This is a genomic window from Cognatiyoonia sp. (assembly GCF_965661665.1).
GTDB lineage: Bacteria > Pseudomonadota > Alphaproteobacteria > Rhodobacterales > Rhodobacteraceae > Cognatiyoonia.
The window spans coordinates 1-20925 of sequence record NZ_CBFIEO010000008.1; the positions used below are offsets into that span (position 1 = coordinate 1).

At 58.1% G+C, this 20925-nt stretch carries 19 protein-coding genes and 1 pseudogene; 9 read left to right on the forward strand and 11 right to left on the reverse strand.

Going from position 1 to position 20925, the window contains the following annotated elements; all coding sequences use genetic code 11:
* Positions 1-144: 144 nt before the first annotated feature.
* The 3 genes and pseudogenes from ACTF5F_RS06645 to ACTF5F_RS06655 form a co-directional block, all read right to left on the reverse strand.
* Positions 145-1398, reverse strand: a complete 1254-nt coding sequence (locus ACTF5F_RS06645; protein ID WP_438956096.1) for a sirohydrochlorin chelatase — start codon at positions 1396-1398, stop codon at positions 145-147.
* Between the two features lie 17 nt (positions 1399-1415).
* On the reverse strand, positions 1416-1646 hold the full coding sequence (locus ACTF5F_RS06650) for a MerR family DNA-binding protein (protein WP_438956217.1): 231 nt from the start codon (positions 1644-1646) through the stop codon (positions 1416-1418).
* Positions 1613-1732, reverse strand: a pseudogene (locus ACTF5F_RS06655) (Cu(I)-responsive transcriptional regulator); the annotation flags it as partial. The gene ACTF5F_RS06650 and the pseudogene ACTF5F_RS06655, both read right to left, overlap by 34 nt.
* 689 nt (positions 1733-2421) lie before the next feature.
* Here ACTF5F_RS06655 and ACTF5F_RS06660 point away from each other — a divergent pair.
* Positions 2422-2607: a GDCCVxC domain-containing (seleno)protein gene (locus tag ACTF5F_RS06660; RefSeq protein ID WP_438956097.1), complete on the forward strand. Its 186-nt coding sequence runs from the start codon at positions 2422-2424 to the stop codon at positions 2605-2607.
* Between the two features lie 117 nt (positions 2608-2724).
* On the opposite strand, the gene ACTF5F_RS06665 is transcribed toward ACTF5F_RS06660, so the two are convergent.
* Both ACTF5F_RS06665 and ACTF5F_RS06670 read right to left on the reverse strand, forming a co-directional pair.
* Positions 2725-3357: a response regulator transcription factor gene (locus tag ACTF5F_RS06665; RefSeq protein WP_438956098.1), complete on the reverse strand. Its 633-nt coding sequence runs from the start codon at positions 3355-3357 to the stop codon at positions 2725-2727.
* Complete coding sequence (locus tag ACTF5F_RS06670; protein ID WP_438956099.1) at positions 3354-4781, reverse strand: cache domain-containing protein; 1428 nt, start codon at positions 4779-4781, stop codon at positions 3354-3356. The genes ACTF5F_RS06665 and ACTF5F_RS06670 overlap by 4 nt, the downstream gene beginning before the upstream one ends.
* A 242-nt stretch (positions 4782-5023) precedes the next feature.
* Between ACTF5F_RS06670 and ACTF5F_RS06675 the strand changes: the two genes are divergently transcribed.
* The 4 genes from ACTF5F_RS06675 (at position 5024) to ACTF5F_RS06690 (ending at position 11240) form a co-directional block, all read left to right on the forward strand.
* The gene (locus ACTF5F_RS06675) at positions 5024-6106 is read left to right on the forward strand and encodes a TRAP transporter substrate-binding protein (protein WP_438956100.1); all 1083 of its coding nucleotides are present in this window, start codon (positions 5024-5026) and stop codon (positions 6104-6106) included.
* Positions 6107-6222: 116 nt separating this feature from the next.
* The gene (locus tag ACTF5F_RS06680) at positions 6223-7242 is read left to right on the forward strand and encodes a TRAP transporter small permease subunit (protein WP_438956101.1); all 1020 of its coding nucleotides are present in this window, start codon (positions 6223-6225) and stop codon (positions 7240-7242) included.
* A 12-nt stretch (positions 7243-7254) separates the two neighbouring features.
* Entirely contained in the window at positions 7255-9609 is a 2355-nt protein-coding gene (locus ACTF5F_RS06685; RefSeq protein ID WP_438956102.1) for a TRAP transporter large permease, read from the forward strand.
* Between the two features lie 53 nt (positions 9610-9662).
* Positions 9663-11240 (forward strand): sulfatase-like hydrolase/transferase, encoded by a 1578-nt coding sequence (locus ACTF5F_RS06690; RefSeq protein ID WP_438956103.1) that lies wholly within the window; start codon positions 9663-9665, stop codon positions 11238-11240.
* On the opposite strand, the gene ACTF5F_RS06695 is transcribed toward ACTF5F_RS06690, so the two are convergent.
* From ACTF5F_RS06695 to ACTF5F_RS06710, 4 genes are read right to left on the reverse strand one after another with little or no spacing between them, the layout of a single operon-like run.
* Complete coding sequence (locus ACTF5F_RS06695; RefSeq protein ID WP_438956104.1) at positions 11237-12061, reverse strand: arginyltransferase; 825 nt, start codon at positions 12059-12061, stop codon at positions 11237-11239. The genes ACTF5F_RS06690 and ACTF5F_RS06695 overlap by 4 nt on opposite strands.
* A 60-nt stretch (positions 12062-12121) precedes the next feature.
* On the reverse strand, positions 12122-12409 hold the full coding sequence (locus ACTF5F_RS06700) for an RDD family protein (protein WP_438956105.1): 288 nt from the start codon (positions 12407-12409) through the stop codon (positions 12122-12124).
* A 21-nt stretch (positions 12410-12430) separates the two neighbouring features.
* Positions 12431-12937, reverse strand: coding sequence for a hypothetical protein (locus tag ACTF5F_RS06705; protein ID WP_438956106.1), 507 nt, complete (start codon positions 12935-12937; stop codon positions 12431-12433).
* 23 nt (positions 12938-12960) lie between these two features.
* Entirely contained in the window at positions 12961-13428 is a 468-nt protein-coding gene (locus ACTF5F_RS06710; RefSeq protein WP_438956107.1) for a YbaK/EbsC family protein, read from the reverse strand.
* Positions 13429-13490: 62 nt separating this feature from the next.
* On the opposite strand from ACTF5F_RS06710, the gene ACTF5F_RS06715 reads away from it, so the two are divergent.
* Positions 13491-16253 (forward strand): glutamine-synthetase adenylyltransferase, encoded by a 2763-nt coding sequence (locus ACTF5F_RS06715; protein ID WP_438956108.1) that lies wholly within the window; start codon positions 13491-13493, stop codon positions 16251-16253.
* Positions 16250-16522 carry a hypothetical protein gene (locus ACTF5F_RS06720; protein WP_438956109.1) on the forward strand — a complete coding sequence of 91 codons (273 nt, stop codon included), beginning with the start codon at positions 16250-16252 and terminating at the stop codon, positions 16520-16522. The genes ACTF5F_RS06715 and ACTF5F_RS06720 overlap by 4 nt, the downstream gene beginning before the upstream one ends.
* 3 nt (positions 16523-16525) lie before the next feature.
* On the opposite strand, the gene eda is transcribed toward ACTF5F_RS06720, so the two are convergent.
* A complete protein-coding gene (eda, locus tag ACTF5F_RS06725) occupies positions 16526-17167 on the reverse strand; it encodes a bifunctional 4-hydroxy-2-oxoglutarate aldolase/2-dehydro-3-deoxy-phosphogluconate aldolase (protein WP_438956110.1) in 642 nt (213 codons plus the stop codon).
* A 15-nt stretch (positions 17168-17182) separates the two neighbouring features.
* Positions 17183-18988, reverse strand: a complete 1806-nt coding sequence (gene edd, locus ACTF5F_RS06730) for a phosphogluconate dehydratase (RefSeq protein WP_438956111.1) — start codon at positions 18986-18988, stop codon at positions 17183-17185.
* A 152-nt stretch (positions 18989-19140) separates the two neighbouring features.
* Here edd and ACTF5F_RS06735 point away from each other — a divergent pair, with 152 nt between their 5' ends.
* Positions 19141-20337: an RSP_2647 family RNA methyltransferase gene (locus ACTF5F_RS06735; protein WP_438956112.1), complete on the forward strand. Its 1197-nt coding sequence runs from the start codon at positions 19141-19143 to the stop codon at positions 20335-20337.
* Positions 20334-20873 (forward strand): RSP_2648 family PIN domain-containing protein, encoded by a 540-nt coding sequence (locus ACTF5F_RS06740; protein WP_438956113.1) that lies wholly within the window; start codon positions 20334-20336, stop codon positions 20871-20873. Before ACTF5F_RS06735 ends, ACTF5F_RS06740 begins: the two co-directional genes overlap by 4 nt.
* Positions 20874-20925 lie beyond the last annotated feature (52 nt).

Genomic DNA, 20925 nt, shown 5'->3' on the forward strand with positions numbered 1-20925 from the left:
TTTGATGTCTTTGACGATCTTCTCGCCAGGACTCTTTATTGTTTTTCTCGTCGTCCACTCCTTGGTGGTTACGATGAGCCAAGAAAACTCTCTTATCAAATTGCCCTTTTTGGACCCATAAGCGCTGACGTCAGACACGGCTGACTAAGCCTCCTCCGCCCGTTTCGCGCGTTCGGCGTCGACGACCTCTTGCGGGAACTGGCTCATGAAGCAGCAGCAGACGCCTTCGTCGATCATGGTGCGCGGACCGTTGGGGTGGGCGATGTGTTTGTAGACACCGTGGCTGTGGCCATGGCTATGGTCATGCCCGTGATGGTGATGGTGATCATGCCCGTGCCCATGGCTGTGATCGTGGTCATGGTCGTGATCATGCCCGCCACCGGCTTCCTCATCATCTGGGTCGCGGTATTCGGCGTGGTGGTGATGTACGTCGACCTCACCCTTGGCGAGCCTATCTTTGAACGAGGCCATTAGGTCTTTCGTCTCCGTCAGCGAGCCTTGGCGCGCTTCCTCGATCCGCTCCACAAAGGTATCGATAACGTGGTCTTGGTCCTTGAGGTATTTGGCTTTCAGGAATTCAATCTCTGGATTCGCTGCCGCCACGCGGTCAACATACCCTTCGATCCGTTTGATCAGCTTGCCGGTGAAGAGGAAGTAGGGCGCAACAACGATCCGCTTGAAGCCCAGCTTCGTCGCCATCTCCAACCCGCGCCCGACGGAGGGGTAGGTGACACCGGAGTAGACTGTCTCCGCCCAGCCGAAGCCCATGTTTTCGCACACAATCCGGCAGAGACGCGCAGCCTCTGCATTGGCCATCGTGTCAGACGTGCCGCGACCCACGACGACCAGCATGGTGTCGTAAAGATCGCCGTCATGGACGTGACCCATGCCAAGCGCCTCAAGGATCCGCGCCTCAAATGCAGCGATCATCTGCGGGTGGAGGCCAAGCTCCCGACCGTAGGATACCGTCAAACCGGGATGCTTTTCGGAATAGGTCGTCAGGACGGACGGGATGTCGTTCTTGGCATGTGTTGCCGCAAAGAGCATGCCGGGGACCGCTGCGATTTCTGTCACGCCCGCTTCAACCAGCCGGTCGAGCCCCATGTGTATGTTGGGCGCAGAATATTCGAGGAACCCGTATTCCACCGGAATATCAGGATACCGCTTACGGATGCCTTTGGCGAGCAGGCTGAATTCCTCTTCCGCCGATTTCGCACGGCTCCCGTGCCCACAAATCATGATGCCCAGTTTCGACAAAGCGCATGCCTCCCATGTTCGTTGTGCCGCGCCTTTCTGATGGATCGCGCCGGATTTGGAAAGATCGAAAGTGCAGGCTTGGAGTGCGTTTTGAGGGCGCTGGGTTGGATGTCTGCAGTGCTGCTCGAAAATCCTACCCAACGCATGACTGCATTACTTTAACGCGCCCGCAGAGCGTCGAGCATTGGGCAGTCGCTCTTACCATTTGCGCAATTCGAGACAAGCTCCGCCAATGCTTTTTCAAGCTGGCTTAGCTCGTTCAATTTTGCCCTAACGTCGGCAAGGTGCTTTCGCTCAAGCCTCCCAACTGTCTGGCGCGAGTTGCTTGGTGCATCGGCTAGATCACGAAGTGCTACTACGTCCGGGATTGAAAACCCAGATCTCGGCAGCGCTTGATAAACCCAAGTTCGGATACTTCAGCATCCAAATAGGTCCGTCGTCCTGACGCGGTGCGTCCTGCCTTCGATATTATGCCCTCACGTGCGTATTAGCGGATGGTCTCAATTGAAACACCGCTGAGACGGGATGCCTCACCAATCGCGATCATGTGATCAAATCCCACTTGCGTCTGTAGTTAATACAAGATGCATAGACTTAGTCATGATGTCGAATACTGAAACGCTCCGCGTCGAAACCAAAGGACCAAATCGCCTGCTAGTCGGTGGAGCTGGATTGCTGGCTTTGCTCAGTGCATCGTGCTGCGTTCTGCCAATTGGGTAGTGAATCCTTGGCCTGGGCGGAACATGGCTCGCGATGCTTGGTCCATTCGTCGAGTAACGCATCGAAATTCTGGTTGTCGTTGGGATGTGTTAACTTGTGGTTGGCAACGTCTATGGCGACGTTGGCAGTGCGCGAGCCATAGACTTTCGACCGTGGTTTTACTTGGCTTTACAACATTCACATTTCTCTTGGCCGCCAGTTCGCCTTTTTGGGAAGAAGACGCGGTGCGCTTTATGTTCGCCTTGTTCCGGCAATACAGATGAAGGGTTGGTTGCTTCCCTTGAGCCTTGGCGGTGCCGGATTGGCCGCCATCTGTTGCCTGACGCCCTTCTTGCCATGTTTGTTCTCACCTCTGGGGAGCAGTGGCGCGCTTAGCTACGTCTACAGAGACGATGGATTGCTGCCTATTCTGGCAGTTTTTTTAATTCTAGCGGGATATGCGCTATGGCGACAAGAGAAGCAAAAGTACTTGGATCAACTCTGACTTGTCCTTCATGTGGGCATGCAAAAGTGGAAACAATGCCCACGGATGCCCGCCAGTGGTTCTATGAATGCAATGCGTGCAAGACGGTCTTGAGGCCTTATAAAGGCGATTGTCGCGTGTACTGCTCCTATGCCAATGTGCACTGACCGCCGATACAGGAAGGTAAGTCCTGTTGCGCATAGTAGAAGGTCGCCTTATCGCAACTATACTTAGGTTTGGAGTGACAGCGATCGTTCATTTGAGCACCTCCAAATCCCTGAACCCTAAATCCCAGTCCCTTGCAGCACCCCATGCTCCATAGCATAGCGGGTGAGGCCGGCGGTGCTGCTGATGCCGAGCTTGCGTTTGATGTTGTTGCGGTGCGTCTCCACCGTACGGACGGAGATGCCGAGTGTTGCGGCGACCTGTTTGTTCGATTTTCCTTGGGCCAATTCCAGCAGTATCGTCTGCTCGCGGTTGGTCAGCGGTTCGCGCCCGTCCGCGATTTTTGGGGCGAGCGATCCGCTTGCTCCGGTGCAGAGGTATTGCTCCCCCCCCATGACCGTATCAATCGCAGTGCGGATTTCCTCGGTGGGCACGTCCTTCAAGATATACCCCTTCGCCCCGTGGTTGAGCGCGGTTGAAATATATTCAGGGCTGTCGTGCATCGACAGGATCAGGATGCGCGTCGCTGGCCGCTTCTCCAAGATCATCTCCGTCGCGTTGAGCCCACTGATGCCCGGCATGTTGAGGTCCAAGAGCATCACATCGGGGGCCAGCGCCTGTACTTGATCCACGGCGTCTTGCCCGTTGGTTAGCGTGCCCGCAACTTCGATGTCGTCGTAGCTTTCTAAGATCGATTGGATGCCTTCGGTGACCATCGGGTGGTCGTCAACAATACAAACGCGGATCGTCATGCGCTTTCCTTTTGGCTGTCTTGCGGCCGCAGCATATGAGTCAGTGGTACCTGCGCGTCAATTGTTGTGCCCTGGTCTGAGGACACGATGCGGAGGCTGCCCCCCAGCTGTTCAACCCGTTCCTGCATGTTGCGCAAGCCCAATCCGCTGTCGCTTTTGCGGGAGGGTTTGGTCATCGGCATGCCGGACCCGTTGTCGGTGATCCGCAACTGCGCGCCCTTGCGCGTGCCCCTCAGCGCGACCGTGACATGTGTCGCCCGCGCGTGACGTTCGATATTGGTAAGGGCTTCCTGTGCAATACGGTATAGCGCGATCCGTGCTTCTTGGTCCAGACGGTTGCGGAAGACGACGGTTTCAAACTCCACCTCGATATCCGTGCGGGCGCTGAAATCGTCGGTCAACGCTTGCAGGGCTGGGCCAAGGCCAAGGTCATCAAGCACACCGGGGCGCAGGTCGCGACTGATCCGGCGCACCTCCTGAATGGCGCTGCCCAAACCGCCGATGCCTTGCTCAAGACTTTGATCGGCGCGGGCATCCCCGATGCCAATGCGGCGGCGGGTGAGCTCCAGCGCATAGCGGACACCCACCAACATCTGGCTGATCCCATCGTGGAGCTCCCGCGCGACGCGGCCGCGCTCCTCTTCCTGAGTGTCAATGATGCGTTGGGTCAACGCTTTCAGCTTCAAGTCCGCAAACCGGCGTTCGCGCAGGTTCAGGACGAGACCGGACAGGAACACGCCCAAGACAGCGAAGGACGCGATGAGGAGGATATAAAGCGACGTGCGGTTGATCCGCTCTTCCACGTCCGACCGTGCGGTCGCAATGCTTTGAACCACATCGTCGATGAAAATTCCGGTGCCGATCGCCCACCGCCAATCTTGCAACCCGTTCATATAGACAACCATCTGTCCAAGCTCACCGGTAGAGGGGCGGGGCCATTCGAAAGAGTGATACCCGCCGCCCGTCCGAGCAATGCGGATAAGCTCATCTGTGATCGGCACGCCGTTCCGATCTACCAGCCCGCTCCAATTCTTGTTGATCAGATAGGTCTGACGTGGGGCGACAAGGTTGGTGCCATTGTAATCGAACACAAAGAAGTAGCCGTCTTGCCCATACTGCATAGCCGCCAACTCACGACTGACGGCGAGCTTTGCCGCCTCGTCATCGGGTGCCGCACGCCCATAGGTGTTCACAACAGCGGTCCGTGCGATGGACAGGTAGTTTTTCAGCTCATCCTGTTTCGCTTGGATAAGTTCGGCCTCAAGCACGGCGATTTCCCGTTCCGCCAACTGACGCGACTGTGAGGTCACAACCAGCGAGATCAGCGCAACAGCCAGGATCAGGGGCACTGTCGCCAGTAAGAAGACCTTCTGACCGTAGCTTAAATCGAAGAGATCGCCGAAGATGGCGCGCCGCTTTTCCATGGCTCTTGGTGCTGCAAGAATCACCTGCGAAGCAAGGTAGAATCTGTTGGTTTTTGCCCGATGTGAGGATTGTTAGCGCCCAAACTTTCAACGAATTCGCTGCATTTTGCGTACCCGATGACGAAAATTACGCAGTACTACGTATTTGCCAATGAAATCCCCTGCGCTACCTTTTCTCCACTAAATGATCCGCGCGGACGCCAGACACGGCGCCCGTGTGCGAACCTAATGGGAGGAAATTCATGGATCGTCGTTCATTTATTGGCAAAGCAGCCCTTGGTGGGACAGCCGCAGCAGCATCTGCGCTGGCCGCACCTGCATACGCACAGGGCAACCGGACACTGACATTGGTCACCACATGGGGCCGTGGTCTTGCAGGTGTTCACGATGCCGCGCAGCGTGCCGCTGACACAATCACAGCCATGTCCGATGGCAGCCTGACAATTGACCTGAAAGCTGCTGGCGAACTCGTCGGCGCGTTCGAGGTTTTCGACGCTGTTACATCCGGTCAGGCCGACATGTACCACGGTGCAGACTACTACTTCGTAGGTCAGCATCCAGGCTACGCATTCTTCACATCCGTACCATTCGGTATGACACCACAAGAATTGACAAACTGGTACTACCAGGGCTCCGGTCATGCGTACCACGACGAACTGGGCGAAATCTTTGGCCTGAAATCCTTCTTGTCTGGTAACACAGGCCCACAGGCTGGTGGCTGGTTTGCGAAAGAAATCGCAGGTCCAGAAGACTTCCAAGGTCTAAAGTTCCGTATGCCAGGTCTTGGTGGTCAGGCTCTGGGTCGTATGGGTGCATCCGTGCAGAACCTTCCAGGTGCGGAAGTGTACCAAGCGCTCGCATCTGGTGCGATCGACGGGACAGAGTGGATTGGCCCATGGGCGGACGAGAAAGCTGGTTTCCAGGAAATCACTAAGTTCTACTACACAGCCGGTATGCACGAGCCAGGCGCAGGTCTGTCCCTGGCAACAAACCTCGACGTCTTCAATGAGCTGTCCCCAGCACACCAGAAGATCATCGAGATTGCTGCAGGTGAAGCACACCAGTGGAACCTGACACAGTTCATGAACAACAACGGTGCAGCGCTTCAGCGTCTACAAGCCGGTGGTGTTAAAGTCCTCGAATTCCCAGACAGCGTTTGGGATGCGATGGGCGTTGCTGCGATGGAGACTATGGACCAGTACAACGGTGACGATGTCTATGACCGTCTGCGCGCTGACTACAACGCATCCATGGCCGCATCGTCCGGCTGGATCCAGCGTTCCGAAGGCGCATACCGCGCCCAGCGTGACCGCGTCATGGGCTAATGGCTGACAGCGATTATAACCAGATTGGGCCCGCTGTCGCGGCGGGCCCTTTTCCACCACACTAAAGACTTTTCGCGGTGCGGGTCGCGTGATCCCCGCGAACCACGGGGGCTTCTATGGAAGACGAGATTGCCTGCTCAGGCTTTTTCCGCGCGAACGCAGAAGAAACGATCAGCTGTTTGGAGAAATTCCAAGAAGGCAGCGGCCTCGGCTTCGTCGTCGGCGGACTTGTTGAGGCTCCGTACAATCTGATTGCCGCACTCAGCAATCCGTCGTCATGGCTCGAATGGCTCAGCCACATCTCTCTCAAAGACAAAATCCGAGATCTCGAAGCGGCGCAGTCCCTGATCCGCTTTGTCTATTACGGCGCATCTTGGGAGTTGTTCTTCGTTTTCCTGTTCCTCTTCCTCGTCTGCACCGTTATCGGTTTTTTCCGCAACAGCTTTATGTGGGGCGCGGTGCGGGTGCTGGAGGCGATCAACAACTCCGTCGGGCGCTTCTTTGCGTGGGCTGGCCTTCTGATGGTCCTTCAACAGATCATCATCATTTTCATGCAGCGGGTCTTCGCGGTGTCTGAGATCAGCCTAGGCGTTGGCATGACCGTCACCTACGACGTAAGTTGGTGGTCGGAAGAACTCAAGCTCTACAACGCGATGATAGTCTGTATGTGCGTGGGCTATACCTTCATTCAAGGCAGCCATGTGCGCGTCGACCTGATCTATTCCGCAATCAGCTACCGCGCGAAACGTGTGATCGACATGATTGGTGCGATCGTCTTTATGATCCCAGCGGCGGCGCTGACCTATTTCTATGGCTGGTTCTTCCTCTGGCGGCACCTCGTGACGCCCAAGCTTGCCGCATCCGATGCCTCTAAAGACATCGACAAACTGCTGAACAAAGCGCGGGCGTTGAAGTTCAACGTTGAAACCATTGGCTTTTCGCCCAACGGGTTCAACGCGTACTTCCTGTTCAAGTTTTTGCTGGTGGCCTTCACCATTCTCGTGACGCTTCAGGCAATCGCTTTCTTCTACCGCTCGTACCTTGAGCGCAAAGAAGGGCCGAAGAGCGAAGGCAAACACCTCGACAAAGACCAACTCGGCGACGCTCAGTCAGAGCTTGTCGCAGAAATTCACTAAGGCGGACTGACCATGCTTTTCGGACTTGATGGCGTAGAAGTAGGCATCATCATCGTGTTCCTGACGCTCTTTGCGGGCATTCTGTCAGGTTTCCCTGTGGCGTTTGCCATTGGCGGCTCCGCGGTGATTTCATTCACAATCATTGCCCTTTTGGATGGCGGTGGCATCTTGCAGCACGCGGCCATTGATACCAGTACGGACGCGTATCGCGGGGTCGTGGCGGAGGGGATAAAACCCGACACCATATCGGTGTTCACCCATCCGGATTTGCCGCGATATACCACCGCGCTATTCCCGAATGGCTGGGAACATGCGCTTGACCGGAACGTCTCCTTCGTTGTGAACCGCATGAACGAACGGGTCCTGGCTGGTCAATCAATCGAAACGCTGCTGGCGGTGTTGATGTTCGTGATGATGGGGATCGTGCTTGAACGCTCCCGCATTGCGGATGAATTGCTGACGACGATGGCAAAAGTCTTTGGCCCGCTGCCGGGTGGATTGGCCGTGTCTATCGTGATTGTGGGTGCGTTCCTTGCAGCCTCTACCGGTATCGTGGGCGCGACAGTTGTGACCATGGGCTTGCTGGCGCTGCCTACGATGTTGAAGAACGGCTACTCGCCAGAGCTTTCGACAGGCGTTATCGCGGCCTCTGGCACCTTGGGTCAGATCATCCCGCCTTCTATCGTGATCGTCCTCTTGGGCACATTGGCCGGTGACTTGTATTCCGCCGCTCAGGAGGAACGTGCGCAGCTCGCCGGTTGTACCGATGCGCTGACGTTCCTTGGCGAACCCGCTGTGGTTTCTGTCGGCACGTTGTTCCAAGCAGCACTCTTGCCCGGTATTTTGCTGGCGGGCCTCTATGCAGCCTACGCCTTCGGCTTTGCGCTTTTGAACCCATCCAAAGCGCCTGCTGTCCCAAGCGACGGGTCCGGCACGGGTGAAGTCATCACCCGCAATGATGCGCTGACATGGTTCCTTGCGATGCCGGTTCTGGCGATTGGCCTTGTGATCCTTGGTGGTCAGGTGGGCGTTGTCGGTTCACAGTCCGTGATCGTCGACAGCTACACTGATGCGGGTCAAACCGCTTCCCTCCGCACGAACGTGGGGGAGGAGTGCGCAGCGTCGATGCAAGAACTCCACGGTGATGAGGCGTGGACCCAAGCGTTGGAAGAGCAAGCGGCGATTGATGCGGCAGGCGGCGTCGAACAAGCCCGCGAATTGACCGTGGAAGAGCGGGAAGCGCTTATCGTCAAAAAGATCGAGGCTGCTGCGCCCTTCGGCACAGGGCTGACGGTCGGCGCGCTGCTGTTGGGGCTGGTCCTGATCCTCGCCCGCGGCGTGGCCCCGTCGCAAGATCAGCGCCCGATTGCAATCGGGGCTGTAGGTGTCCTGCTGATGCTGCTGGTTGATGCCTTCATCATCGGGCCAACAACGTCACCGGGCACAACGGTTCTTTTGATTGCCATCCCGCTCATTATAGCATGGCGTGGGTTGACCGTCGCTGCGCGCCGCCTTTTTGCGAACGAGCTGTTGCGCGTGGTCTTCCCGCCGCTGGTTCTGATCGTGGCGGTGTTGGGCTCCATCCTGGGTGGCATTACCAACCCGACACCCGCTGCGGCGCTAGGTGCTGGTGGTGCGATCCTGCTAGCGGCTTTCCGCAAGCTTCAGGACGAAGGCAAAGACGGCAAGATGGTCCTCTGGACCGCTGGCGCGATTGTCCTGATGCTGCTCGTTGGCGTGAATTTCGACATGCGTCTGGGGCAGGAGAACGTACTCTTTGAGAACTACCTCGCGTTCTTCGTCGCTTTCGCCGCCTTCCTCTTCTCCATGTTTGGTCTGCTTTGGGCCTGCTGGACGCTGTGGTCTGGTGGGGTTCTAAGCCCAGTTGTCCGCGAGACCGCCAAAGTCACCTCCATGGTCTTTACCATCTTGATCGGCTCGCAGCTTTTGAACCTCGTTCTGATTTCATTCGGTGGGGAACATTACATCCAGCAGTTTTTAAAGTCCTTTAGCAACGAATGGACCGTGTTCCTGATCGTGATGCTGGTGCTCTTCGTCTTGGGCTTCGTGCTCGACTTCTTGGAGATTATCTACATCGTGATCCCAATCGTGGGTCCGGTCATCTATGGCGGCACGTTCGATCCGAAATGGGTGACGATCATGATCGCGGTGAACTTGCAAACATCGTTCCTGACCCCGCCCTTTGGATTTGCATTGTTCTACTTGCGCGGTGTGGCGCCGAAAGAGATCACGACAGGTCAGATTTACCGTGGTGTGATGCCCTTTATCGGTATTCAGGTGCTGGGTCTCTTGCTCTTGGCGCTTGTGCCCGGCTTCGTGACCATCGTTCCGAATTTGCTGCAATAACAATTCTACCAAACATCTTGTTAAGCTGGGCAATCTGATTGATTGTCCGGCTTATGTCTGAGCGGCCCAATATTGTTGTCATCCTCGCCGACCATGTTGCCTTTGCTGGGCACTATGGCTCGGATCGCTTCAATTACCGCTGGCCGCACCTCGAACGTATCGCGCAACAGGGCGCGTGGTTTGATTGCGCCTATGCGATTACCCCTGTCTGCACACCGTCCCGCGCCAGCTTTCTCACGGGCAAGCGGCCTGACAAACACGGGCTGCGGTGGAACAGCGAATACCCGATCCCCTACAACCGCACCGAATTCCGCGAAGACGAGGAGCTTTATGCCCAACACCTCGCACGCGCGGGCTATGACAATCACTACTACGGCAAATGGCACTGCGGCATCGACAAGACCGCCGCTGATTATGGTTTGAAGGGGTGGAGCCTGCCGGAATACGGCAACCTCTACGCCAGTGACACCTACAAGGACTACCTCGCTCGCATTGGTGAGCCGCAACCGATGTGCAAGATCGAACACCACCTGTTGCAACCCGACCTCAACGGCCAAGACGTCCTTATGGATCCGGCGGAACCGTGGGACTACATGGATGGTGCCGGCATCCTGCAAGGCTCACCCGAGGTGCAAGAGCAATTCTTTGTCGCCAACATGGCCTGCGACGCGCTGCGCGATCTCAAAGACAGCGATCAACCGTTTTCCATGTTCATCAGCATGTGGGGGCCGCATCACCCGTATTACCCCAGCCAAGAGTTTGCGGATCGCATCAACCCCGCTGATATTCCCAAATATCCCAGCTTTGGCGAAGACCTGAGCCAGAAGCCGTGGCGGTACCGCGTGCAGCGCGACCTGCGCTGCCAGCACCGCGCGATCGAACGCTGGCCGGAGTGGGAGACATGGCAAACCGTGCTCGCCCGTTGCTACGCCGCAGGTCTGCAAACCGACGCCGCCATCGGGCGTGTGGCCGATTGTTTGGAAGAGACAGGGCTTGCTGAGAACACACTCTTCATCGTCACAGCCGACCACGGCGACGGGATCGCTGCTCATGGGGCAGGCTGGGACAAGTATTCATCCTTTACGGAGGAGGTGGCCCGCATCCCGCTCGTCATGCGCCACCCAGCGTCGATCCCCGCAGGCACCCGCATCGACACGCCGGTCAGTCTGTTGGATGTGACTCAAACCATCTGCACCGCCGCAGGTGCCACCGTGGATCACCCGCTGCCCATGGACGGTGACGACCTGATCGCCATGACCAAGGGCGCGGTGACACGCGACACCCTCATCTGCGATCACTTCGGGCATTCCGGCGATGTGAGCTTCCAGAAAATCCTCTACCAAGACGGCTGGAAATTCGTTGCCTGTTGGGGGGATGGGGATGAGCTTTATGATCTTACGAACGACCCTTTTGAGCTTACCAACCGCATCACAGACGACACCCTCACGGATCGGAAACACGCCATGCGCCACCAGATCATCGAACATCTGGATGAACGTCGCGCCGAACGCGCCAATTGGCATCCGGCTGAGTTTTGGGAAGACGGCATCGTCTTTTCCTCCGCCGAATGGCCACGGGAGGAGACACTGCTGCTCTATAAACTAAGAACGCTGGTGGGTTCGCCGACCTAGGTTGCGGGCTGGCTGCCCGGCAGTTCGATCCGCGCCACCTGTTCGGCTATTGGCTCCGTCGATAGGGGATCGACAGCGCCAGAGAATTTGTCAGGCGATACCAAATCCTGCCAGCGCCCGCCGGCGAAGACTTCCATCCCTGCAAAGTTGGCTTTGTACCCCATCTTGGCACTGCCCGGCACCCAATAGCCAAGGTAGACGTAAGGTAGACTCAACTCGCGCGCGATCTCCACATGATCGAGGATCAGATACGTCCCGGGGGAGTTTGGCTCCAAACTTGGCTCAAAAAAGGAATAGACCATCGACAACCCGTCATCGAGGATATCGGTCAGGCAGGCCGCTACTGGTTGTCCATCCTCACGCGTCACATCGGTGTATTCCACCACGCGGCTGCGGATCGGTGTCTCTTCCACCATTGCGGCGAATTCGAACATATCCATATCCGCCATGCCACCATCAGCATGCCGCTGGTCGAGGTATTTTCGGAAGAGCTCGTATTGATCTTCGGTTGCCCAGGGCGATGTCGCGCGGTGCTTCAGATTGGCGTTTCGCTTCAAGACACGGCGCTGGCTGCGGGAAGGTTTGAAATCCGCCACACGGATGCGGGCTGACATACAAGCGGCGCAATCGGAACAGGACGGGCGATAAAGCACGTTCTGCGACCGACGGAAGCCTTGCTTGGACAGTTTGTCATTCAACTCCACCGCCGCATCGCCTTGCAAGGCGGTGAACAGCTTCCGCTCCATCCGCCCGTCAAGATACGGGCAGGGTTGCGGGGCCGTCACATAAAATTGGGGCGCTATGGGGAGCGTATGTTGCATGCCCATAAACTGCTTTGAAATGCGACGCCGCGCAACCCCTCTGACAGCAGCGCGGCGCTGTTACACAGGGCGGTTGATGGCGGCCGACCTCATCAGGTGATCGGTCAGGCCCTGACCACGGGGTGTCACGCATATCATGATGATCGAAATCAGCTGCAAAGGCGCGACCTCAACGGACACGGTAAAGCCCAGCGTGTGCAGCAGGGCCGAGCTTGACTCGAACTGCCCGCCACCATGATCGCGAAACTCAATCGCCATCAGGCGCATGCCCCAAGTGGTGGACCCGCTGGCAATCGTGAACCACCAATAAAGCAAAGCCTTCATCATCAACAAATGGAATTTGTTCATTAATCGCCGCTATGTGCGGTTTTATGAGTTCAGCTTGCGCGCAATTCTTTTTGCAGATGACGCGATTGTACGTGTCTGTTCAGATCCTAATTCAGGGGTCGCGGCGAGCGCCGCAATGGCAGCTGTTCCCACTTCGGAGACCTTTCCAGCCTCTGCCACTTGCAAAGCAGTGGTCGCATCCTCGATCCCGATGCAGCCATTCGCAAACCGCAGGTCTGTCAGGTAATCCGCCAGAATGGCATAGTGGTCTTTTTCCCGCGCCAAACGGAAAGCCTCACGAATGCGCGCGGCCTCGTCCATGTTCTCATTGCCTGGTGTGTCGCGAATTAAATCCATCACGATTTCAGTGTGGGACATAGGTTTGTCGAAATAATCAGGCTCAATCGCCAGCGCGATCGCCACATGCAACAGCTCGCTATTGGCGGTTTGAATGGGTTGTGCTTGTCCTTCGAGCCTCGCAATCGTCGCTTGTGCGATATAGCGCTGAAAAGCGCCCATGCCGACAAGCATGACCAAAGCCGAGATCATAAAAACAAGTTATGGCGACAGCCTCAAATCACAAAGTCCTCTAACGCGCCCTCTATCATCGCAATTAATTTTGACGGTTTTATGGGAAAGATATGACGCGGGGTGCCTGCGGCGGCGAAAATGACGTCTAATTCGGACAAACGCGGATCGACGAAGGCTTTGATCGGCGTCAAATGACCCACAGGAGACACGCCGCCGATTGCGAAACCCGTGGTTTTGCGAATGAGCGCAGCATCCGCCTGCGATAAGGGGCGGCCCGCGATCGCGCTTGCCTTGTCTAAATCCACACGGTTCCCGCCGGCGGTCAGGAATAGAAAGCAGGTCTCCTCCTCTGCCCGCAAAATCACCGACTTGGCAATCTGGTCCAATGCGCACCCTGCCTGATCTGCGGCTTGTTGGGCTGTACCTGTCTCGCCCGCCATCTCCAACACTTCGGTTTGCACATCGGCGGCGTCCAGCGCGGCCATGACCCGTTTGTAGCTTTTGCTCATTGCAGCCTCGGTTTTGTGTTTCTCAGATTGACCCCAAGGGCGGTGAGCCGCACTTTAGCCATATGACGACGCTCGTAAATCCCCCGCGCTCCACGCACATATTCGACCAAGACCGCGCGGCGGAGACGCCTGCACATGTGCCATGGGCAACGGGAGCGCTGGCGGAGCTCTTGGCCGCCACAGCCAGTTGCAGCCCGTACCTTTTCGACCTCATTAAGCAGGAGGGGACATGGCTGGAAACCGCAGTCGCTGATCCCAATGCAGCGGTCGAGGCAGCGCTGACAGAGATCAAGTCGATGGAGACGAGCGATCTGACTCAAGGCCTGCGGCAGCAAAAACGGCGCATGGCGTTGCTCATCGCGCTCGTGGACATTGGTGGTGTTTGGTCGCTAGAAATGGTTACGCAAACGCTGACTGATTTTGCGGACGCCTGTGTGGGGCAAACCCTGCGATGCCTCGTCGCTGACGAACTCAGGCGCGGCAAGATTCCTGGGATGGGGGAAGGCGAGGCTGAAACCGCCGCGGGGATGACAGCCCTCGCCATGGGCAAGATGGGTGCGGGGGAGCTTAACTATTCCTCCGACATCGACCTCATTTGCCTGTTCGATGACACGCGGTTTGATCCTGCTTATGAACATGACACCCGCGCCGCCTTTATCCGCGTTGCGCGCCGGATGACGACCATCCTGTCAGATACAAAACCGGGTGGCTACGTGTTCCGTACAGATTTGCGGCTGCGGCCCGATGCCTCCGTCACGCCGGTATGTATTTCGATGGAAGCGGCGGAGCGGTATTACGAAAGCGTTGGTCGCACATGGGAACGCGCCGCCTATATCAAAGCGCGCGCCTGTGCAGGTGACATCGCGGCGGGGGAAGCGTTCCTGAAAACTCTGCAACCTTTCGTCTGGCGCAAACACCTTGACTTTGTGGCCATCCAAGACGCCCACGACATGCGCCTCAAAATCCGCGATCACAAAGGGTTGGCAGGGCCTTTGAAGCTTGAAGGCCATGATATGAAGCTGGGGCTTGGCGGTATTCGGGAAATCGAGTTCTTTACGCAGACCCGCCAATTGATCGCAGGGGGCCGTGACCCGTCGTTGCGTTCCCGCCAAACAGTCGAAGGTTTGGCGCAACTGGCCGCTGGCGGCTGGATCGCGGAGGGGGAGCGGGACCAACTTACAGACCACTACCGCTTCCACCGCGAGGTGGAGCATCGCCTGCAAATGGTTCGTGATGCGCAAACGCACGCGCTGCCAAGTGATGAAGCTGGCTTTGACCGTCTCGCTGCGTTCATGGGAAAGACGCGGGATGCTTTGCAGAAAGACCTGCGAGATCAGCTCCACGCTGTGCATGATCTGACCGAAGGCTTCTTTGCCCCCGATGCGGCGCCGCGAGTGACCTCAGAATGGGGGCAAGAAGTGACAGAGCGGTGGATCGACTATCCCGCCTTCCGCAGCGCCCGCGCGCAGCAGATTTTCGAGCGGGTGAAGCCGCTGATCCTGACGCGCCTTCAAGACGCCGCCAAACCGGATGAGGCTTTGGCCGCCTTCGACCGTTTCCTCGCGGGGCTGCCAGCGGGGGTGCAGCTTTTCTCGCTTTTTGAAGCAAACCCGCAACTCACCAACCTGATTGTGGAGATTGCTGCAACGTCGCCCGCGCTCTCCACCTATCTGTCGCGCAATTCCGGCGTTTTGGATGCGGTGCTTGCAGGGCATTTCTTTGACGACTGGCCGTGGTTGGACGCGCTCAAGGATAGCGCCCGTGCCGCGATCGCTGCGCCCGCTGATTATGAAGGGCGGCTGTCTGCCGCGCGCCGCTGGGCAAAGGAATGGCACTTCCGCATCGGCGTGCATCACCTGCAAGGGTTGATTGATGCGCGGCAAAGCGGCCAGCAATACGCCGATCTGGCCGAAGCGGTGGTCGCCGCGATTTTCCCCGTTGTGCAGGAGGAATTCGCAATCAAACACGGCACCATCGCAGGGGCCACCGCCGCGGTGATCGGGATGGGGTCGCTTGGGGCGGCACAGCTCAACGCTCTTTCCGACCTCGACCTCATTGTCATTTATGATGCTAACAGCGACGCCACATCCGACGGCCGCCGCTCGTTGCCTGCGCGGCTTTATTATTCGCGCCTAACGCAAGCACTGATCACTGCGCTTTCCGCCCCAATGGCGGATGGGCATCTTTACGAGGTCGATATGCGGCTGCGCCCCTCTGGGCGGCAGGGGCCCGTGGCGACGTCTTTCGCTTCCTTCGCAGACTACCAGCGGAATGAGGCGTGGACGTGGGAGCATCTGGCGCTCACCCGGGCACGTCCCGTCGCGGGGGACGCAACGCTTTGCGATAGGATTGAAGTGGTCCGCCAAGCCGTGTTGCTAGAGAAATCAAGCGGCCCGACTGTCACCGAAGACGTCATCGACATGCGCCGCCGCTTGGATGAAGCCAAAGCAACAGGCGATCCATGGGACATGAAAACCGGTGCCGGTCGCCAACAAGATATCGAACTTTTTGCCCAATCCCTTGCCCTCCGCGCGGGTGCGGCAAACCGCAAAGTGCCGCAACAAATCGCAGCGGGTGTCGCAGACGGGCGACCTGAAGCCGCTGACGCGCAGACCCTGCAATCGGCCTATGACCTTATGTGGCAAGTGCAATCAGCCGGGCGTCTGCTGGCGGGTGGCATCCTGCAACCTGACGTCATCGGGGAAGGGGGACGCCGCTTTGTCTTGCGCCAAACAGGGTTTGAGACGATGGATGCGTTGGAGACGAAAGTCGCCGAATTGGCTAAGGCGGCAGATGCGGTCATAACGAAAGGGCTCGCACGATGAGGAAAGGGGACGCATTGGACCCGAAGGGCCTGATCCAAGAGGCCTATAAAATCGACGGGATCACAGCAGGAGAATGCCGGACGATCTTCCTGGATTGGGCGCTCGGCGTGCCTGTTGGCCGCGATACCAAAGCAGACGTGCGCACGATCCTGACCCAATACGCCGATCAACCGGCGGACCACCCAATGACACAAACCCTCGTCGCGGCCTTGCGCGATGGGGGACCGCCGCGCAGACGCGGTGGGCGGGCCGCGCGGGTCAAAGACTGATCATTAACGGGGCAGCGCGGCGGCTTCTTTGGCAAGCGCTGTGATGCCGTCCCAATCCTTCGCCGCGACAAGTTCCTTCGGGGCCACCCAGCTGCCGCCGACACAGGCCGTGTTGCTGAGGGCCAGATAGTCTTTTATGTTCTTCAGGCTCACGCCGCCTGTGGGGCAGAATGTGACCTGCGGGATCGGCGCGCCAATCGCTTTCAACGCGGGTGCGCCACCGTTGGCTTCCGCTGGGAAAAACTTCTGCATGCTATAGCCACGCTCGAGCAGATACATCGCCTCCGTTGCGGTCGCCGATCCGGGCAGAAGCGGCAATTCATTGGCGACACAGGCGTCGATCAAACGATCTGTCGCGCCGGGGGATACACCGAACCGCGCACCCGCTTCTTTGGCTTGTTCAACGTCTTGGCTCGTCAAAAGCGTGCCCGCCCCCACAACACCGCCCTCAACCGCGGCCATTTCGCGAATGACGTCAATCGCAGCCTTGGTTCGCAGGGTGACTTCCAACGCAGGCAAGCCGCCAGAGATCAAAGCTGCGGCCAAAGGGGCGGCAATGCCAGCATTCTCAACCACAAGCACGGGCACAACAGGAGCAAGTTCGCACACATTGCGCGTTTCGACGGAGGCTTGTTGCGGGGTCATATCAATTCCAGTTCCTTAAAGGGTCACACTCGCGCCCGTGTCGGCAGACCCGACGGTGCGACGGAAGACTTCAAACAATTCGCGGCCAACGCCATTTCCGTTTCCGGTGAGGTCAGCAATCGCGGTTTCGCGGGTCTCAAGGTCAACGTCAACCGCCTCCAGCACACCCGACGTGGCGTTGAGCCGCACAATGTCACCGTCGTGCAGTTTCCCAATCGGTCCACCGTCGGCGGCTTCGGGGCTGACATGGATCGCGGCGGGAACTTTGCCCGATGCGCCCGACATCCGGCCATCCGTGACCAGCGCCACACGCAAGCCTCGCTCTTGCAAGACGGACAGAACAGGTGTCAGGCCATGCAGTTCCGGCATCCCGTTCGACTTCGGCCCTTGGAAGCGCACCACGACGATGGTGTCTTCGGTGATCTCATTGTTCTGGAACGCCGTTTTGACAGCTTCTTGTGTGTGGAACACGCGCACGGGGGCCTCAATCACATGGCGGTCCTCTGCTACGGCAGAGATTTTGATGACGCCGCGCCCTAGATTGCCTTTCAACTGCGCCAAACCACCGGTTTTGGAAAAGGGATGAGACACAGGCCGCACGATCTTGTTATTCAAGGTCTCGCGCGTTCCGTCTTCGTACAGAACCGCGCCGTCTTTCAGCTTCGGCTCTTTGGTGTAACGGTTGAGGCCATCGCCAGCGATCGTCTTCACTTCTTCATGCAGCAGCCCTGCATTCAGAAGCTCCCCAATCAGAAAGCCCAAACCACCCGCCGCGTGAAAGTGGTTTACGTCCGCCAGACCGTTTGGATAGACCTTGGCGAGGAGGGGGGTCGCTTCCGACAGAGATCCGAAATCCTCCAGATCAAGGATAATCCCCGCGGCCCGCGCCATTGCTGGCAGATGCAAGATGAGGTTGGTAGAGCCACCCGTGGCCATCAGACCGATCATTCCGTTGACGAAGGCGCGTTCGTCCAGAACCTCTGACACGGGCGTGAAATCATTACCTAAGGCGGTGATCTGCAACGCCCGCTCTGTCGCGGCGACGGTCAACGCTTCGCGGAGCGGTGTGTTGGGGTTCACGAAGGACGAGCCGGGAAGCTGCATCCCCATGAATTCCATCAGCATTTGATTGGTGTTTGCGGTGCCGTAGAACGTGCAGGTGCCTGGCCCGTGGTAGGATGCCATTTCCGCCCGCATCAGCTCATTCCGGTCGCAAACGCCGGTGGCGAAGTCTTGACGCACCTTGGCCTTCTGATCGTTTGGGATCCCGCTGACCATAGGGCCCGCAGGCAGGAAGATCGACGGGATATAGCCAAACGTTGCCGCCGCCATAATCAACCCCGGAACGATCTTGTCGCAAACGCCAAGGTAGAGCGCGCTGTCAAAGACGTTGTGCGACAGGCCAACACCCGCCGCCAAAGCAATTACATCGCGGGAAAAAAGCGACAACTCCATCCCCGTTTGGCCCTGCGTGATGCCGTCACACATCGCGGGCACTCCACCGGCAACCTGAGCTGTGCCACCTGCGGCACGAGCCGCTGCGCGGATCACATCAGGATAACGCTCATATGGTTGGTGCGCGGATAACATGTCATTGTAAGCGGTAATAATGCCAACGTTCTCGGCGCGACCACCCGCCAAAGCCGCTTTGTCATCACCAGATGCAGCATAGGCGTGGGCTTGGTTGCCGCAGGTCAGATGCGCACGGCGCGGGCCTTCGGCAGCGGCGGCGGCCATTCGGTCCAGATAATCGCCGCGTGTTTGCTCGCTCCGCTTGCGGATACGGTCGGTGACTTCGGTGATGACAGGATGCAGGGCCATGGCGACTCGCTCTCATTGGCTTGTTTTGCCTGGTCCTAGCATGGGTCGTTAGCGCTAACAAGATCGGTCGGCAGTATGCCGCACCGCAAATCCGCGCCCTGCGTTGCGTTCTCAGCTTCCCTTGGCGCATCGGCTTCTGTAAGCGCTCCCCTATGACTGATGACCTCTTCCCCACAGTGCGCTTGCTGCCAAAAGGCGATGCCCGCGCGATCCGACACGGCTTTCCTTGGGCTTATGCCAACGAATTGGTCATGGACCGCCGCACCAAGAAATTGGACCCCGGCACACTGGCTGTCCTGCAAGATGCGGAGCGGAAACCGCTGGGTGTTGTCGGGGTGAACCCGCTCTCCAAGATCACCTGCCGCATACTCGACCGCAAAGTGGGGACCAAGATCGATTATGCGTGGTTCGTCGCCAAGTTCCGCGCGGCGCTCGCACACCGCAACAGGCTCTATCCCGATCCGTTCTACCGCCTGATCCATGCCGAGGCTGATGGGTTGCCCGGTGTGATTGTGGACCGCTTTGGCGATACGGCGGTGATCCAGCCCAATGCCGCTTGGGCCGACAAATTGCTGCCAACGATTCTTGATGCGCTTTGTGACGTCAATGGTATCACCAATGTTATCGTCAATGGCACGGGCCGCGCCCGCGTCCTTGAAGGGCTCGATGACCGAACCGAAGTGGGGCGGGGCACGGCACCAACCGCACCCATCCCCGTTCCAATGAACGGCGCGATCTATATGGCGGATGTGATGGGGGGGCAAAAAACCGGCCTTTTCTTCGACCAACGCCCGAACCATGCGTTCGTGGCGGGCTTGGCGAAAGACGCGAAGGTGCTGGATGTGTTCAGCCATGTCGGTGGTTTTGGCCTTGCGGCGCTAGCAAATGGCGCGGCATCCGCGCTCGCGGTAGATGGCTCGCAGGATGCGCTGGCCTTAGCCGCAAAAGGTGCGGCGGCGATGGGCGTCTCTGACAAATTTCAAAAGCGCAAAGGCGATGCCTTCGCGGTTCTTGAAGAACTCGCCAAAGAGGGGGCGAGGTTCGAAGTTGTCGTCTGCGACCCACCCGCTTTTGCACCGTCCAAAAAGGCGCTCGAGTCTGGCCTGCGCGCTTACGAACGGGTTGCGCGGTTGGCGGCCCTCTTGGTGGCAGAGGGGGGATACCTCACACTCTGTTCTTGCAGCCACGCGGCAGACCTCACCAAGTTTCGCAACGCTTCCGCCCGTGGGATCGGGCGCAGTGGGCGGCACGGACAGATCATCCATACAGGGTTTGCTGGACCAGACCACCCGCTGACGCCGCACCTTGCTGAAAGCGGATACCTTAAATCACTGGTCTTCCGCCTTTGAGAGTGCTGATCGACGCCTGCGTTCTTTATCCGACCGTGTTGCGGGAGGTGGTGCTGGGATGTGCCAACATGGGCGTGTTCGAGCCCAAATGGTCCGACCGCATATTAGAAGAATGGGTCCGCGCAACGCACAAGCTGGGACCAGAGGCGGAGACGATTGCGCGGGGGGAGGTGGCACTGCTGTCCGCTCAGTTCCCGTCCGCGATGGTTCCGGCGCATGAGGGGTTGGAACAGCGGTTTTGGCTGCCGGATCCCAACGACGTTCATGTGCTTGCGTCTGCCGTCGCGGGGTCGTGCGACGCGATTATGACGCTCAACGCGAAAGACTTCCCGCGTAACATTTTGGCAGAAGAAGGCGTCAGTCGTGTTGATCCCGATGGGTTCCTCATCGGGTTTCTTGAAAACCATAACGTGGACATTCGCGCGGTGTGCGAGGGCGTCCTCGCTACCGCTCGTGAGATGTCGGGGGAGGATTGGACGATGCGTAAATTGCTCAAAAAGGCGCTGCTGCCGCGTCTGGGCAAGGCACTAGCGTAGGCCAACCTGTACATACGCTGTGTTTACGCCCTGTGTACGCACCGTGTAAGTG